The 13,786-nt window shown below is 63.0% G+C and carries 26 protein-coding genes; all 26 read right to left on the bottom strand.

The genetic code is table 11. The annotated features are described in order from the left end of the window. Positions 1-25: 25 nt before the first annotated feature. The 26 genes from ACO2TI_RS07360 to ACO2TI_RS07485 are packed head-to-tail and all read right to left on the bottom strand — an operon-like array spanning position 26 to position 13,782. Complete coding sequence (locus tag ACO2TI_RS07360) at positions 26-196, bottom strand: hypothetical protein (RefSeq protein WP_423283140.1); 171 nt, start codon at positions 194-196, stop codon at positions 26-28. Then, positions 186-515, bottom strand: a complete 330-nt coding sequence (locus tag ACO2TI_RS07365) for a hypothetical protein (RefSeq protein WP_423283142.1) — start codon at positions 513-515, stop codon at positions 186-188. Before ACO2TI_RS07365 ends, ACO2TI_RS07360 begins: the two co-directional genes overlap by 11 nt. Continuing rightward, a complete protein-coding gene (locus tag ACO2TI_RS07370; RefSeq protein WP_423283144.1) occupies positions 508-939 on the bottom strand; it encodes a hypothetical protein in 432 nt (143 codons plus the stop codon). Before ACO2TI_RS07370 ends, ACO2TI_RS07365 begins: the two co-directional genes overlap by 8 nt. A 29-nt stretch (positions 940-968) precedes the next feature. Further along, a complete protein-coding gene (locus ACO2TI_RS07375; protein WP_423283146.1) occupies positions 969-1,094 on the bottom strand; it encodes a hypothetical protein in 126 nt (41 codons plus the stop codon). Next, positions 1,091-1,297 (bottom strand): hypothetical protein, encoded by a 207-nt coding sequence (locus ACO2TI_RS07380; protein ID WP_423283148.1) that lies wholly within the window; start codon positions 1,295-1,297, stop codon positions 1,091-1,093. Before ACO2TI_RS07380 ends, ACO2TI_RS07375 begins: the two co-directional genes overlap by 4 nt. Next, positions 1,294-1,545 (bottom strand): hypothetical protein, encoded by a 252-nt coding sequence (locus ACO2TI_RS07385; RefSeq protein WP_423283149.1) that lies wholly within the window; start codon positions 1,543-1,545, stop codon positions 1,294-1,296. Before ACO2TI_RS07385 ends, ACO2TI_RS07380 begins: the two co-directional genes overlap by 4 nt. A gap of 3 nt (positions 1,546-1,548) precedes the next feature. Further along, positions 1,549-1,752: a hypothetical protein gene (locus tag ACO2TI_RS07390; RefSeq protein ID WP_423283150.1), complete on the bottom strand. Its 204-nt coding sequence runs from the start codon at positions 1,750-1,752 to the stop codon at positions 1,549-1,551. Then, positions 1,749-1,985 (bottom strand): hypothetical protein, encoded by a 237-nt coding sequence (locus tag ACO2TI_RS07395; RefSeq protein ID WP_423283151.1) that lies wholly within the window; start codon positions 1,983-1,985, stop codon positions 1,749-1,751. Before ACO2TI_RS07395 ends, ACO2TI_RS07390 begins: the two co-directional genes overlap by 4 nt. Beyond that, entirely contained in the window at positions 1,982-2,188 is a 207-nt protein-coding gene (locus tag ACO2TI_RS07400) for a DUF7695 domain-containing protein (RefSeq protein ID WP_423283153.1), read from the bottom strand. Before ACO2TI_RS07400 ends, ACO2TI_RS07395 begins: the two co-directional genes overlap by 4 nt. Further along, entirely contained in the window at positions 2,185-2,427 is a 243-nt protein-coding gene (locus ACO2TI_RS07405; protein ID WP_423283154.1) for a hypothetical protein, read from the bottom strand. The genes ACO2TI_RS07400 and ACO2TI_RS07405 overlap by 4 nt, the downstream gene beginning before the upstream one ends. A gap of 1 nt (position 2,428) precedes the next feature. After that, on the bottom strand, positions 2,429-2,770 hold the full coding sequence (locus ACO2TI_RS07410; RefSeq protein WP_423283156.1) for a hypothetical protein: 342 nt from the start codon (positions 2,768-2,770) through the stop codon (positions 2,429-2,431). Next, the gene (locus ACO2TI_RS07415) at positions 2,767-3,126 is read right to left on the bottom strand and encodes a hypothetical protein (protein ID WP_423283158.1); all 360 of its coding nucleotides are present in this window, start codon (positions 3,124-3,126) and stop codon (positions 2,767-2,769) included. The genes ACO2TI_RS07410 and ACO2TI_RS07415 overlap by 4 nt, the downstream gene beginning before the upstream one ends. 19 nt (positions 3,127-3,145) lie before the next feature. Next, a complete protein-coding gene (locus ACO2TI_RS07420) occupies positions 3,146-4,516 on the bottom strand; it encodes an SNF2-related protein (RefSeq protein ID WP_423283159.1) in 1,371 nt (456 codons plus the stop codon). Next, positions 4,513-4,965, bottom strand: a complete 453-nt coding sequence (locus ACO2TI_RS07425; protein ID WP_423283160.1) for a hypothetical protein — start codon at positions 4,963-4,965, stop codon at positions 4,513-4,515. Before ACO2TI_RS07425 ends, ACO2TI_RS07420 begins: the two co-directional genes overlap by 4 nt. After that, positions 4,962-5,153 carry a hypothetical protein gene (locus tag ACO2TI_RS07430; protein WP_423283162.1) on the bottom strand — a complete coding sequence of 64 codons (192 nt, stop codon included), beginning with the start codon at positions 5,151-5,153 and terminating at the stop codon, positions 4,962-4,964. The genes ACO2TI_RS07425 and ACO2TI_RS07430 overlap by 4 nt, the downstream gene beginning before the upstream one ends. Further along, a complete protein-coding gene (locus ACO2TI_RS07435) occupies positions 5,150-6,064 on the bottom strand; it encodes a PD-(D/E)XK nuclease family protein (RefSeq protein WP_423283163.1) in 915 nt (304 codons plus the stop codon). The genes ACO2TI_RS07430 and ACO2TI_RS07435 overlap by 4 nt, the downstream gene beginning before the upstream one ends. A 26-nt stretch (positions 6,065-6,090) precedes the next feature. Further along, positions 6,091-6,492 carry a hypothetical protein gene (locus ACO2TI_RS07440; RefSeq protein WP_423283164.1) on the bottom strand — a complete coding sequence of 134 codons (402 nt, stop codon included), beginning with the start codon at positions 6,490-6,492 and terminating at the stop codon, positions 6,091-6,093. 22 nt (positions 6,493-6,514) lie between these two features. Beyond that, positions 6,515-7,891, bottom strand: a complete 1,377-nt coding sequence (locus tag ACO2TI_RS07445) for a hypothetical protein (protein ID WP_423283165.1) — start codon at positions 7,889-7,891, stop codon at positions 6,515-6,517. Further along, positions 7,888-9,501: a hypothetical protein gene (locus ACO2TI_RS07450; protein ID WP_423283167.1), complete on the bottom strand. Its 1,614-nt coding sequence runs from the start codon at positions 9,499-9,501 to the stop codon at positions 7,888-7,890. Before ACO2TI_RS07450 ends, ACO2TI_RS07445 begins: the two co-directional genes overlap by 4 nt. Positions 9,502-9,522: 21 nt before the next feature. Continuing rightward, on the bottom strand, positions 9,523-11,880 hold the full coding sequence (locus ACO2TI_RS07455) for a hypothetical protein (protein ID WP_423283169.1): 2,358 nt from the start codon (positions 11,878-11,880) through the stop codon (positions 9,523-9,525). 34 nt (positions 11,881-11,914) lie between these two features. Beyond that, positions 11,915-12,187 (bottom strand): hypothetical protein, encoded by a 273-nt coding sequence (locus tag ACO2TI_RS07460; RefSeq protein ID WP_423283171.1) that lies wholly within the window; start codon positions 12,185-12,187, stop codon positions 11,915-11,917. 3 nt (positions 12,188-12,190) lie between these two features. Further along, positions 12,191-12,397 (bottom strand): hypothetical protein, encoded by a 207-nt coding sequence (locus ACO2TI_RS07465; RefSeq protein WP_423283172.1) that lies wholly within the window; start codon positions 12,395-12,397, stop codon positions 12,191-12,193. Positions 12,398-12,399: 2 nt separating this feature from the next. Further along, on the bottom strand, positions 12,400-12,660 hold the full coding sequence (locus ACO2TI_RS07470) for a hypothetical protein (RefSeq protein ID WP_423283173.1): 261 nt from the start codon (positions 12,658-12,660) through the stop codon (positions 12,400-12,402). A gap of 1 nt (position 12,661) precedes the next feature. Then, positions 12,662-12,829 carry a hypothetical protein gene (locus tag ACO2TI_RS07475; protein WP_423283174.1) on the bottom strand — a complete coding sequence of 56 codons (168 nt, stop codon included), beginning with the start codon at positions 12,827-12,829 and terminating at the stop codon, positions 12,662-12,664. A 1-nt stretch (position 12,830) separates the two neighbouring features. Continuing rightward, the gene (locus ACO2TI_RS07480; protein WP_423283175.1) at positions 12,831-13,115 is read right to left on the bottom strand and encodes a hypothetical protein; all 285 of its coding nucleotides are present in this window, start codon (positions 13,113-13,115) and stop codon (positions 12,831-12,833) included. A 1-nt stretch (position 13,116) separates the two neighbouring features. Beyond that, positions 13,117-13,782, bottom strand: a complete 666-nt coding sequence (locus ACO2TI_RS07485; RefSeq protein ID WP_423283177.1) for a hypothetical protein — start codon at positions 13,780-13,782, stop codon at positions 13,117-13,119. Positions 13,783-13,786 lie beyond the last annotated feature (4 nt).

Here is a 13,786-nt window from a genome sequence, read left to right on the forward strand (position 1 = left end):
AGCACTCCAAAGAGCACTACGTCACTCATACGAGCCTCACATGCTGGATGAGCCACCAGATGCCCCACCCGAGAAACCCGAGCAGCGCAACGACGCCGATGGCCGCCAGGGCGAACAGCGTTTCGAAGAAGCCGTCAGGGAAGTTCACAAAGCCGCGCTGTCCGTCGCGCAGCCGGTGAATCAGGTCACTCGACACGGCCGATCTCCTTGAGGATTCCGTAAGCTGCGGCGTGAGCGGCGCAACCTTCTTCGATCTCGGCGGCAGACCAACCAGCGCTCACCATGTCGGTGTCGGTCGGGAAGCTGCGGCACAGACGGCGCAGCGCCTTCGTCAGCCGCTCGATCTCGGCGGCCTGCTGTTCGAGGAGGGTGGCGGCTTCGTTGGCGATCGGAAAGCCTGCATAGCCGAAGGTGCGCAGCCGTTGAATCAGGTCGTCAGCCTGCCCGCAAGAGCAAGGTCCGACACCGTTGCCGTAGCCGCCGAGTGCATCGCAGCCTTGTTTGTGGTTACTCATGGCCGACCCCCAATGCGTTGCAGGCAATCTCTCGCGCCTCGCTGATCTCATCCCAATCGCCGCCGAACATCTTGTCTTCGATGGCCGCGATCTTCCTCAAGGCTTGCCGCGCTTCAGCGAGGCGTAGAGCGACATCGGGGCCGTAGAGGGGAAACGATTTCCGCTCGATGTCGGCCGCGACAACATCGCAGACCGCTTCAGACTCGCAGCCCTGCCAGATCGGGCCAGCCTTCTCGTTGGCTGACTCAAGCTCGTAGAAGTAGCCGATCGGTTCCGCACCCACCGCTTCCAGCGCGGCGGCGTCGGAGCGCAGTATTTCGGCGGCATCCATCATTGCGTCCGCGTAGCTCTCGCATAGATGCTCGTCGCAGATGTACAGGCCGAGCCTGTCCGCCAGCTCTCGGCGTCGTTGTGCTTCAGACATGGTGTGCTCCGGTCACTCGACATGGCCGATCATTCCCACTTCACGCCATAGACGCCAGCCGCCAGGTAGGCGAGCAGGACAAGCGTGGCGAGGACAAAGCCGAGGGCGGGGCGCTGACGCACGTAGGCGCGCGCCTTCTTGATGAAGTCGTTCACTGAATGGGCTCCCTGTGTTTACTGCGCTCGATGAGCGCGATGACGGCGTCAAGGTCGTCACTGCTCACGAGTATGTCAGCCTCGTTGTTGTCCGGTGTACGCGCGATGATGGTCAGCTTGGTGCCTGGCTTGAAGAGCGGTTCGACATAGCGAGCAAGAATCGTGGTCAGGCGTTCGTTGAGCCATGCGATCGTGTTGCTCATGTTGATTCGACGCCATGAACCCCCTCGATGGCGCGTACGAGTGGCATGAGCTTCGCCATGGAGAGTCCGGCAAGCACGTTCGCTTCCATGATTCGGTTGCTCGCGAACACCTGTTCGGCGGTCAGCGGTGCGCTCGATCGGACGACCTGTGCCTGTGCGGTTTCCCAGCACTTCTTCCACAGTGGGCGCTGCGTCGACGTTACTGGGAAGCCTTGCTTCTCGGCCCATTGGTCGAAAGTCATAGCCATGGCTCAGTCCGTGTAGGCCCGGTACTCGAAGCGGCCGTTGCCGAACGAGAGGAACGTGCCGCCGAAGGTGCCGGCGACTTCCTTCTCGACTTCCTCGCGGGACATGCTGAGCGGGTAGGTGCCGACTTTCATCATCGATGAGTTGCTCGAGCGGCGGCGGTCCCAAGTCCAATGGACGCGCTCGGGTTGTTGGGTGGGATTGGTCATCGTTTGATCCGATCAGATCCGGGGCATGGGACGCCTTCTTCAAAAAAGCGCTTCCACAGTCCGGTGTAGTAGCCGACCTCGTCGCAAAGCGTGCAGCGGAAGCGGCCGGTGTCGAGGTCTTCGTAGGCTGACTCGCCGCCGACGTTGACAAGCTGCTGCTCCGTCTCGCCGTACAAGCCGACTTCGACGTCCTGCCAGACCCAGCAGTCAGCGTGTCGGTGGGTGCAGATCACTGGACCCCCTCGTCGCCGAGCGGCAGAAAGTCTGCCGGATTGCCAACGTAGCGCGAGTAGTGCGGCGTCTGATCGACCGAGATCGCACCGCATTTGCAGCTGCGGAACTCGCCGCGATACCGAGACCAGATGACGTCGTCACATTGCGTGCAGCGCACAGGGCGCTGCCACGAAGCATGTTGCGGCGGTTCCGGTGCGTTCACGGCGCCTGCTCCTTGAGCCCGCGCCGAGGCGTGAGCCCCCAGGTGCGCAGCACCTTGTGGGCAGGCATACCGCCGCCCAGCATGGCCAGGGCACTGTCCTTGGACACATCGACATCGAGCAGCTCGATGAGGACGCTGGCGGGGGCCGGGGCCAGCTTGGCGCTGGCGTGAGCGTCGCCGAGCGTGCCGGCGAAGTGGGGCGTGGCGCCCTCGTCCCAGGTGATGCGATAGATCTGCATGTCAGGCTTCCGCGGCCACGCCGAGGTTCTGCAGGATCGAAGCCATCATCCGGCCGAGCTTCTCCTGGTTGGCCAGCAGCTGGTCGACCTTCTCGGACAGCGCGGCGGGTGTGGGCGGCTCGACAGGCGTCTCCGATTCGATTTCGTTGCGCGCGGCCCAGTATTCCTGGACCGCGGCGACGGCCGTCTGCTTGGGATACCAGCGTGCGTAGCCCATGCCGTACTTCATCTCCTGTGCGGCGGTGATCTCTTTGCGCTTGAGGATCTCGAGGATCGTCTCTCGCGTGACCGCGGGGAACAGTTTCTGCAAGTCCGCGAAGGCGATGAGTGCGGTGTTGTTCATTGCTGTTTGGGGGTGTAGATGAGGTTGTGTCTGTCGGCGAGCGCTTGCATGCGCGATTCGAAGTCGGTTAGATCGCTCGCTGAGTCGTGTGCGATCTGAATGTCATCCAAAACGTCGGTGTCGCAACCAGCGAAGTGCGCTGCAATGGCGGGGTCCATGCCGAGTACGCTCTTGATGTTCACGCCGTCGCCATCGTCGAAGCCCAGGTCGTACAGCTCGTCAGGCATGCTGTGCCCGACGCCACACTTCGCGCCGCTAGCTTCGCGGTATGCGCAGCGGCCTGCGCTGCTCTTGCTCAGCCTGCCTTGCGCTCGCACCCCGAAGAGGGCGTTGTCGAAGGCTTTCTGGTTGTCCATGGTTTTCTCCGGTAGATGATCAGCGGCGATAAGACTTCAGGGCGTTGAGCAATGCGATCGCGTTGAATTCCTTGACCTCGCGGTCCGCGGTCACGACCTCGTCGATCGTGCCCTGAGCGCAGACGACGATCGTCTCGGTGCGCTCGGTCTGGCCGATGCGGAAGATCCGGCGGTTGGCCTGCTCCCACCACTCCTGGTTGATCGTGGGCGACGCCCAAATCGTGGCGGTGCCGCGCGTGAGCGTCAGGCCGTGGCCCATCGACTGCGGGTGGCCAAACAGGATGCGAATGAAGCCGGCCTGGTAGCGCTCGACGATCGAGGCGCGTTCTTTGGCGCTGGTGCTGCCGTCGATGACGGCAAAGCTCAGCCCGCGCTTGTCGGCCAGCTCCGTCAGCGCGCGGCGCTGGTGGCCCCACTGGAACAGCACCAGGCTGTGGCGGCGCTGCTCGGCCAGGTCCATGACCAGCTCGTAGCGCTGTTGATCGATGCTGACTTCGTCGTCCTGCCCATAGACGCTGCCGCTGGCGATCTGCAGCAGCTTCGTGTAGAGCACGGCGCCATTCAGTGCGATGACCTGGTGCGGGCCGACGTCGACCAGCATGTCCTTTTCCATCTTCTCGTAGATGGCGCGGTGCTTCGGCGTCAGCTTGAAGGGCACCGTGTAGACAACCTGCTCGGGCATGTCGACGCAGGCACGCAGCTCGTGGCGGATGGTGATGTCCGCCAGCAGCGCGGCGACAGCTTCTTCAGCGCCTTCGCGCTGGACCCACTGCACGTGCTCAGGTTTGGGGCCGACCTGGACAGCGTCGCACGTGGCGGCGCGGAACTTGAAGTAGCTCGCGCCCAGGCGCTTGCCGAAGTCCAGCAGGTAAGCCTGGTGCCACAAGTCTAGGATGCCGTTCGGGGATGGCGTGCCGGACAAGTTGCGCGCCGCCACGTCGGGGTGGTTGCGGGGCAGCTGGTTGCGTACGAACATGGCAGCTTTGGACCGCTGGCTGGTCGAGTGCTTGTAGGCCGTACTTTCGTCCGTGCCCATGTAGAGCAGCCGCTTCAACAGCTTTGGCTTGTGCTCGGCCAACCACTTCACCGCATCGTGGTTCGTGATGTAGAGCGCTGCGTCCTTCTCGAATGCTTCCTCGCGGTTCTCGGCCCATGCCACGCTGATGGGTAGATCAGGGACGAACTTGGCCGCGTCATTCGCCCAGGCGGACTGCAGCAGCGACTTCGTCGCGAAAATGATGCCTGGGTGGCCGTGCTTGGCGTAGCGGCGCGCGAAGTCCAACAAGTGAACTGCGGTCTTGCCCGTGCCCGGCTCGCTCATGTCGAAGACCTCGGGCCGGTCGGCGGTGAAGTCCAGACTGTAGGTCTGGTGGGCGAAGAGCGTTGTCATTGCGGCAGCGCGGCAGGTTCGGCGGTGGTGGGCTTCATGAGCGTTTGGATGCCGCCGACGCTGGTTGCGACCAGCTGGCGCGCGGCTTCGAAGACCGGCCCGGCCTGGTCACCCAGGTAGCGGGCCTCGTCTTGCAGGGTTGTCATGAAGAAGTTGAGAGCCGCCTCGTTGTTCTCGGCGAAAAACTGCGTGGCCGTGGCGATGCGGCCCAGCAGCTGCATGCGGTCTTCGAACGCGGTCGTTTCGTCCAGGGTGGCCTTGAGCGCGTCGACGGCGTAGTTCTGAACTGCGATCGAAGAGCAGAGAACGGAGACGCCCATCTGAACGACTTGCTGAATGGGCTGCGGCAGGTTCGGTTCGCCACTGATGGCTTCGAGCTGCTGGCCGATGTGGTCGAACATCTTCGGTGGCATGAAGAACAGCGGGCTGTCGACGTGGTTCGGGATCATTGGTATGCCTCGGGGATGGGGAGGTTGTGGTTCTCGAGCGTGCGGACGATGAACTCGTTCGCTTGCTCGTTGTCTGTTGCGATTGCGTGGGTGTTGAACACCTCGGCCCGGCCGCGCCAGGCCTTGATGTGGACGTGAATGTCTTGGCCCACGCGGTGCTTACGCACGTCGATGTCGTAGCCAGTCATTTGCTTTTGCCGAAGTCGAAGAAGAGGGGGTTGCTGCTGGTAGACGGCGCGGCGCGACGTGGCGCGGCGCCGGTTGCGTGCTCGCAGATGCCGTTGCCGCCTTGGTGTTCGGGGCGATACGGGCACCACTTGCACGAAAAAATGCTGGGGCGCGGTTGGTACACGCCGCTGGTGGCCTTCTGGCCGCGGGCGGTGAAGTTCTGAAGGAAGCGCGCCGCCTGGGTCGCGCTGTACTTGTTGGGCTTGGTGTCGTTTTGGTCGACGTACCAGAACTCGACGACGACTTCTTCGACCTCGGGGTACTTGAGCATCACGCCGACGGCGTAGAGCTGCCCTTGCTCCGTGTGCTTGATCTCATTGCCGTCCTTCTTGCCGGACTTCAGGTCGATGACCAGCACCTTGGTCGGCGACAGCCAAACCATGAAGTCGAGCTTCATGCGGCACCAGGCGGGCACCCACTCGTAGAGGATGCCCATGAAGAGCAGGTGCGTCGGCCACCTTTGAAGGCCGTCGCGTTGCGCAAGCTCTCGTGGTGAGACGTCGCGGAAGTCGGACTCGGTGTCGTTGGCGGTGTAGAGGATTGCGCCGGTTGGAAGGGTGCTGGTGGTGCGCCACTCGCCATGCCAGCCGACGTGCTTCCACTCGCGATCGAAGCCCCACTCGTCTTCGATCAGCACGTCGCCTTTCGAAAAGAGGGGGCGCAGTGCGTCGAGCTCGTTCTTGAAGTGCGCGCACTCCGGGATGAGATCGTCGCGCATGCCCCGGACGTAGTCCTGCGCGGAGTCGTGGATGGCCGTTCCCCGGTCGCCTTTGGGGTTTGGCGGGATGGGCGCGCGGTCGTCAAATTGCAACTTCGCGCGCCAGCCGCACTTCTCGAAGACCTCGAGGCGGGAGAACGACCAACTCTTCATTACTCAGCTCAGTTCTACGTTGAGGATCAGGCCGGGATCGGCTCTTGCACGTACACGACCAGGGCGTTGCGCTCGGCGTCGATGTACGGGGTGCCGGCTGAGGTCAGGTCCGTTTCGACCACGCCGCCCAAGCTGTGGGTGTCGATCGCGCTGATCAACTGGTCGAGCTGGACGCTGACCTTGTTGAACTTCGGCGCCGGCGGCGGAGCTTGCTCGTAGGCCTGGTCGGTGCCCTTGTGGCGCAGTTCGCCGGTGTCGAGGCCGATCTTCAGCTTCACGTCGGCGGGGATGCCGTACGTGCTGCGGATCTCGGCCCACCAGGCCTTCTTGCGGGTCTTGAATTCACCCGACTCGTTGGGGAACGCGGCCGCCATCTTGGTGAGGGCGGTGATGCGGGCGAGTTCGTCTTGGGAAACGATGAGCGGCATGGGATCTCCTTGAAAGTTGCCGTCAGAGGAAAAGACGCAGTTGCTCGAGGCGTGCCTCCAAGCCCTTGCGTTCGGAAAGCAGATCGACGAGAAGTCGTTCCACTGTGAGGGGCTTTTCGCGCACGAGCACCGCGATTTCGCGGCGGCTCATGCCTGCCAGGCCGGCGACCGTGGTCGCCTTGAACGCGCCCGTGTTCGCCGCCTGGCTCGACGACGTCGGAAAGGGCGACACGTTGTTGCTGTGCGTGGGCAGCGGCTCGTCGTCTTCGACGCCGCCGGTGCTGAGCGCGGTGCCGTAGGCGCCATAGCCGCCGTAACCGTGGCTGTTGCCGCCCCAGTTGCCGCGGCCGTAGGTGCCAGTGGACTTGTGCTCGGGCTTGGCTGCCGGGTCGCGCTTGGTGGGCAAGGCATCCCAGTCGAGCCGCACGATGACGTCGGCCAGTTCGCGGGCGTGGCCCCAGTCCAGGTATTCGTCGGGGCCGTGCTGGAAGTCGTAACCGACGCCCAAGTTCGTGCATTCCGGGATCTGTCGGAAGTAGCAGGCGGTGTCGGTGAAGACGCCGCGGTCGCTCGGCTCGTAGGTGAGGTTGCCGAGCATCGTGAGCTCGCCAGCCAGCGCCTCGGCGAACTCCTTGCTGCAACCGCGTTCGCTGCGTTGGTGTGTGATGACCTCGTCGCAGCCGGGTCGGTCGAACGCGATCGCGCGGTCGAAGCTCCTGAGCCAGGCGTCGTATGCTTGCGAGAGGTGCTTGCTGCCGATACAGCTCCGTTCTTCGCCGCGATGGAAGACGTAGGTGCCGGGCACGCCGCGCTTGACCATCTCGAGCATCAGCCAGATGCCGACGCCGTCGTCCGCGCCGAGCACGTTGCCGCCTTCCTTCCTGGCTTCTTCGCCCAGGAAGATCTGCTCCATGTTCGGGTCGTAGGCCAGGTTCTGAAGACCTTGACTCTCGTCCGAACCCAGCAAGGTGTGGCACGTGTCCGTGTGGCACGAGAACAGCGTCTTGCTCTCGCGGCCGTCCGGGTACTTCACGATGGCCACCAGGTTCTTGGCTTCCTTGTCGGCCTTTGGCGCGGTCGTGTAGTAGACGTCGTCGACGTACTCCGAGTTGTCGAGAAACTCGAACAGGAAGTCTTCGACGAAGCTGCGCTCGCTGGCGCTGCCGTGGCAGCGCTTGGTGGAGAGGATCTTCAGCAGAAGGGGCGGCGGGTTCTCGTCGTCCTCTTCGGCGGTCGTGGCGGCCATCTCGGCTGTGCCGTCAAGCGAGGCGAAGCGTTCGTCGCCGCTGTTGGAGTCGGCGTTGTCCGCATCGTTGGTGTTGCCATCCAGGATGGTGGCAGCGAGCTGGGCGACGATCGGATTGGGCGATGTCGCCAGGGCTTCGGCGGTGAGTGTCATGCGGTCTCTTCCTCTTCTTCGATGACTACCGCAGTCAGCGGTAGAGAGATGATTAGATTCGAAATTTGCTCGCGCAGGAAGTCCAGCATGAGCGTCATGGCGCGTTCGTGCGACACCTCGATCTGTGTGTTGAGCCAGGCCTCGCGCTGCGCGTCGCTCATCGGGGCGAGGAAGAGCAGCAGAGCGGTCTGTTCGTCGGGCGTGGTGCCCCAACCGAGCTCGTCGTGTTCCAGACCGAGGTCGTACGCGTCGAAGTGCTTGGCAAAGAGAATCTGGTCCTCGTCTTCGACGAACCAGACGTGTGGCGTGGTATTCAGCTCGTAGTCGCCTTGCACGTCCTCGATCACGGTGTCGTCGTGACGAGTGTCCCGCCCGTCAATCAGCGTAACCAGGCTGACTTCGTGATGCCAGTAGCACTTGCGCACCTCGTCGTACCAGGCGTCGTCGTCGAGGATGGTTTGGTCGTTGCCATCTTCGACGGTGTTGCGGAAGGTGTAGTGGCCTCCATTGCGGTAGTACCGCGTGCTCAGGGTGGCGAGGTTCTCGTCGTTGACGTGCGCCCAGTCGCCTTCGTACAGCTCGACGAGGTCTTCATCGTCGATGTAGTCGGCGTAGCGTTCGCAGTATGTTGCGTTGCTCTGGTCGATCCAGTGATCTTCGCCGTAGAAGCGTGTGAGCAGCTGGACCTGATCTTCGCGGCTCGGCTCGAAGTCGCTCAGCATCAGGTAGCCATCCGAGCTTGAATTCGGATACTTGATGTCGTCTGTGACAAGCAGGCCGTCGTCGAGCAGCTGGATGTTGTCCGCGGCGCCGTCGATGTACGGACAGATCACTTTGCGCGGATCGCTCTCGCAATGAATGCGATGCAGCTTGACGCCGTCGAGACTTCCAGCGCGAAAGCCGTCGTGTTCAAGAAGCGTGAGCAGGAGTTCATCGCCGTAGCAGCGAATCCAGCGCTTGTCGGTGGTATCGCTCGGGTTCTCGTAGGTCCAGCAGCGCGCGGTGTAGCGGCCGGGCGTGGGCTCGAAGTAGGCGAGTTTCAACCCGGGTATGTCGGCGTAGGCCCGCGTCGGGTGGTGGCTGATGCCGAAGTGTTCTTTGTCGTAGCGCATGCACGCTGTGGGGCCGGTGAGGTAGATCGCTTCGATGAGGTCGCCGTCCTGCGTGAACTTGATCTCGCGCTCAATGAAGAGCTGGCGCCAGGTATTGACGGCGGCCTGGATGGCCGTGTCCGGCGCGTGGGGGTTGGCCCACTTCAAGAAGCGACCGAATGTCGAGCTGGTGCGGCGGTCACGCACGCCGTCGGCCCAGTTGGAGAAGAACGTGACGTTGGTTTTGTTCTCGGGGTCCAGCTGCAAGTAGGCCTGTGGTGGCACGCTCAGGCCGTTGGCGTAGATCGCGCTCGTCAGAGCGTAGGGTAGCAGCTTTGCCTTGTGCTGGTTGTCCTCGAAGGCGTAGTTCTCTGCGCGCATCTTCTCGCGGGCCGTCCACCAGGCGTCGTCTGCCGTCCGCCACGCGCTGCAAGCGTAGTGGCGGATCATGTCGGCTGGACGGAGGTGGCGTTCGATGCACCAGGCTTCGAACGCCTCCTTGGTTTCGATCTTCTTCATTGAAGTTCCTTGCGGTTCTTCTTAGATGTCGACGGTGCGGATGGCATCCCGGGCGTCGTCGTGTTGTGGTTGGGCCATGAGCGTCGTGAAAGTCTGGAACTCGGCGAGGCGTTCGGCGCGACGTTCGGCATCCATGCGCTCGATGGTTGTTCGGTAGGCTTCGTCGCGCAGCTCCATGGCCCTGCGGAAGAGTTCATCGCTCACGTCCAGATTGACAGGCTCGATGACCGACACGCCTTCGATCCGTCCCAAGACGCCAGATACCAGGGTTGCGGCGGGAGCGGCCTGCGGCTCGAGACGGGGGGCCATAACCTCGGGCGCAGATGGCGCCGCTGCGGATTGCGGACGAGGCCGGGCCGGCACGTCGCCTCGTGCGTCGAGGTGTTCGTGGAAGCGGTTGATGAACCAGCTCGTCCAGGCCTTGGCGCGCTGCCCTTGCTCCGTCGTGGCTTCGTATGTCAGGCTGTCCTCGAGCTGATGGATGGTGTGGGCAAGGCCGCCGTCGTTGCTGAAGATCTTCCAGCTCACCGTGCCGTCGGAGCGAAGGTGCGGACAGAAGATCGTGTTGGCGTAGGCGTAGACCCGGCAGGCGCGATAGCGGCTGGCCAGATACAGCGTGTGCGGTTCGAGGAGCTGCTCGAACGCAGCATCGCCGAGCTCGGGCACCGTCAGGTCTTCGAGCGACTCGCGGCGATGGATGTACGTCGCGAAGCCGTCGCGGGCGATGCGCTGCAGGTTGCGAGAGAAGTCGACCTGGCCGTTCCAGGCCACTTCGACGTCGTGGATGCCCATGATGACCTTGGCGCCGCTGGGCGTGCGCTGGATCAGGCGAGCTGCGGCTTTGGTGGCCAGCCGGCCGCCATGAACGCGGATGGTTTCGCTCACCAGCATCCGAGGCATCGACGTGATGTACGGGCTCGACGCGCCTTCCGGGGCGTCGATCACGTCGACGCAGTCCTCGGGCTTGAGGTAGTGCGTCGTGCCGGTTGTGTCGGACCATTGAGCCAAGTGGCTGCGATGGAAGAGCTGTTCCTGATCCGCGGCGTCCGGGTAGAAGCGTTCCGACAGCCTGGTGATGCCGTACTGAGCGAACGTGGCTTCGTCGTTGGCGTAGTACTCGCCAAGGACGAGGGTCGCGTCTTCGACCAGCATCTTGTGATAGCCAGACGGGGTGTACGCCGAGACCAGCTGGTCCTGCAAGCTGCTGTGGACGGATACCAGTGTGTTGTGGCGCCAGATCTTGATGGGGCGGTTGTCGATGGTGATCTTGTGCCTCTCGCCGGTGACGGCGCACGTGAAGTCGCCGGCGAGAGGCTTGATCTCGGTGCGCACGGCGTCGCTGTGATGCTCGAACGCGAGGTCGCCGAGCTGACTCCATTCGTTCTGAGTCAGGATGCGCAGTGCGCCGATGCGCGAGAAGTACCGGTTGTTGCCCCCGGTGTTGTTCTTGCTGGCGTCGATGTATGGCACGACGAAGCAGCCGTCTTGGTCGAGCACGGTCTTGAGGGTGGCGCCTTCGAATCCGCGGTTCTTGAACCCGCTGCGATCCAGCGCGTAGGACAGGGCCTTGTCGCCGTAGGCGCGGCCCCAGCGCTTGTCGGTCGGATCGTCGGGGTTGATCCAGACGACGGCGCGAGAGGCGGGCTCACCCTTGGCATTGCGCGTGATGGCCAGGCGCCAACCGTGTTCCGGGGCGTAGACGTTCAGCGGGTGCATCGAGATGTCTTCGAGTCCCCAACGATCTTTGGCATCGCGCGACATGCACGCCGGGCTGACGGCCATGTAGACCTCGAGCATGGCGTCGAAGCCTTCCAGCAGCTCGACGTTGGCGTTCATGCACGCGCGCAGTTGCGCGTCGATGTACTGGATCTCGTGGTCCGGCAGCCAGCTGTAGTGCTTGCGCAGGTAGCGGCCCAGCGGCAGGCGCAGTTGGCGGTCGCGCAAGGCATCGTCGCGGCTGGCCGTGTAGGCCACTGCAGCGTCGTCGCCTTGGACAGAGAGGTGCAGGAAGTGCTGCGTTTGAAACGCGCCAATGTGCAGTAGGCGCTGCAAGATTGGCTCAGGTAGGGAGATGTAGCTGCCGTCGAGGAAGCGGCCGATCTCGCGTACAAGCCACCAATTTTGTTTGGCGGCGTTGAGGATGTACGAGCGACGGTATTCGTTGTGATTCCGTGCGCCCTCGAGCGTGGCGTTGCTGGTCATCGCGCCCCATTGATAGGAGGCAATGGCGTTGTCCAGAAATGCGATGTGAGCGAATTGGCTCGGGATGTAGTCCCACAATGCGATGGTGTCGGTTGTCGGGTGTTGTCTGCACACCAGGGCGGAGTACTTTTCGATCGTCTTCTCGAGCGAGTCGATGCGTTCGGCGGGTTCGTTCATTTTGCAGAAATCTCCCAATGTCTGCGGTAGATGATCAGTTCGCGGTGTGGGTCGCGGTGATGAGTGCGCCTAGCACTCGATCGGTGGTTTCGACGGACTCGCGCACGTACTTAGACAGCGCACGGTCGTAGTCAATGCGGACGTGTTCGAGCGAGAGGTAGATGCGCACGCCGAGTGCTTCGAGTTCCTTGGCCATGGTGTTGTTGCCCGTGGTCTTGAACGCGCGGGCGATGGAACACAGGTGGGTGCATTCCGTTTGGAGGGCGTTGAGCTCGTTGTGAAGCGTGTTCTGGAAGGCGAGGTCCATGAGTCAGTCCTCGAAGACGCCGCACGCCGCGGCGAAGCGCTTGCGGTCGAATTTGGGGTTGGTCTCGGCCAGCTCGTCGCAGATGGCCGGAACGAAGAAGACATCGAATTGGGCGCTGACGTGGGTGTCGCCCGTGCGCAGCACCGCCTTGCGGGCGCGCTTGAGCACGTCGGCGACCATCTCGAAGTCCTTCTTGGTGTAGCGAGGCATGGCTACACCATTTCCAAGGCCTGGTTGACCAGGCCTAGGATGATTTCGTCGTTGGCGCCCTCGACTTCCACCTCGAGGTACGGGGCGCATGCCGGGCTGCCGGTGTAGAGCTCGATCTTTGGCGTGTAGCCGGCGCCTTCGAGCTTCAGCTCGATGACGTCGAACAGCTCGTCGGCGTCGTCGATGTCCTGGTACTCGAAGTCGACGCGGACCGACGCGATGTGGCGCATGCAGGCGCTGGCTTGGAGGTTGGTGACGGTCATATCAGTCCTCGAGATACTCGGAGAACAGCCAGTTCGTGCTGAGCTCGAGGCTGACCAGGCTGAAGCTGGCGAGGAACACCGCGCCGTCGACGACCTTGAGCACGTGGTAGATCGCGAGCTTCAGGCGCTCTTTGCTGCGCATGCTCGTGTTCAGAGCGAGGAAGGTCATGTCAGGACCCGTTGGTGCCGGGTGCATGGCGTACTGTGTAGCCTTCGCCTGGGTGAGCCTCGAGGACGTAAGATACCTTCGCGCATTGCAGAAAGTCGAGTAGTGCCCACAGCGTGGCGCCTTGGGCGCTGTGGTGGCTAACGCCGCTTTCGAAGAAGCGCTCGACCATGTGGCGGATGGGCGCCGAGTTCAGGGGCATCGGCTGTGTGTTGGGCAGCATGATGGTGGGCTGCAACTTGCCGACCCAGCGAATAGAGGCGATGTGCTTTTTGAGGTCGTCTTTCATGTCAGGGCTCCTGTACGCCATAGCGCGAGAGCGTACCTTCGAGCTGCCTTGCCAGGTCGCGGCGGTCGTCGATCGTGAAGTTGATCGAGTTGTAGAGTCGGCGAATCGCCCAGCGCAGGTCGTTGGACAGATGGATCAGCGAGTCCTCGAGTGCGATGTGCTCGTCAGCCAGGCGCTTGACGCGAGGAACGACGGGGCCATCGTCATCGGGCGTGAGCAGCCCGATGACTTCGTTGACGTCGTGGTTGAGCTTGAGGAAGTTGGCGCAGTGCGCGTCGCGCTGGGACTCGGCCTCGTAGCACTTGCGTTGCCACATCAGCGCGGTCTCCATGTTCTGCGAGCTTTGTGTGCGTGCCTCGTTGAGCAGCTCGATGAAGCCGCGAGCGGCGTCGTTGCGCTCGGTCTTCGCTTTCTCCAATGCACGCGAGAGCCAGCGGATGCGGTCCTTGACCGCCGTCATCCAGGCGATTGGTGGGATCGCGCTGCCGGAGAGAAGGTCTTGGAGAGGTGGGCGCGCGTTGTAGTTGAGGAACGCCTCGTTCGCGAGAACGTCGTCGGTCAGGTTGCCCATAGCCAGCGCGGCGCGTTCGCAGTCGTAGCGATCGCCGTGCGGATCAGGTTCGCCGGCGGCGCGCCATTCGGCGCTTGGCGTTTGTTGCGTGGTCATCTTC

Source organism: Caldimonas sp. KR1-144 (genome assembly GCF_049446155.1).
Classification (GTDB): domain Bacteria; phylum Pseudomonadota; class Gammaproteobacteria; order Burkholderiales; family Burkholderiaceae_C; genus Rivibacter.